The organism is Rhodococcus sp. Eu-32 (assembly GCF_003336925.1).
GTDB lineage: Bacteria > Actinomycetota > Actinomycetes > Mycobacteriales > Mycobacteriaceae > Rhodococcoides > Rhodococcoides kyotonensis_B.
The window spans coordinates 1-469 of record NZ_QGNK01000076.1 but is presented as its reverse complement, the minus strand read 5'-3'; the positions used below and the strand labels follow the sequence as shown (position 1 = coordinate 469).

At 48.4% G+C, this 469-nt stretch carries 1 protein-coding gene; it reads left to right on the top strand.

Annotated features, from left to right (window positions below):
• Window positions 1-217: 217 nt before the first annotated feature.
• A partial coding sequence (locus tag DK926_RS26355) for a DUF808 family protein (protein ID WP_000929121.1) occupies window positions 218-469 on the top strand: 252 nt, incomplete at its 3' end.

The window sequence follows — 469 nt, the reverse complement described above, 5'->3', positions numbered from 1 at the left end:
AAAAAGCGCGCCAAAAAGAGGTAATAACTGCCGGAAACGCATAATCACTCACGGTGAAATAAAAAGGGTGAATATAGTAAACGTCAAAATTATTATGCTGGCGAGCATTATAATTGTCCTTTTGGAATAAAAAGGCGTTGACCCGCGCCGCCGGTTTCGGCATTGCGCGTTTTGCTACATACTTAACGTCTTAGAAGAAAAGACCGAGGAAATCATTTTGGCAGGAAGTAGCTTACTGACATTACTCGACGATATCGCCACGCTGCTGGACGATATTTCGGTAATGGGCAAATTGGCCGCGAAAAAAACCGCGGGCGTACTGGGGGATGACCTGTCGCTCAATGCGCAGCAGGTGACCGGCGTTCGCGCTAATCGCGAGCTGCCGGTGGTATGGAGCGTGGCGAAAGGATCATTAATCAACAAGGTTATTCTGGTGCCGTTGGCGCTGTTGATAAGCGCATTTATCCCG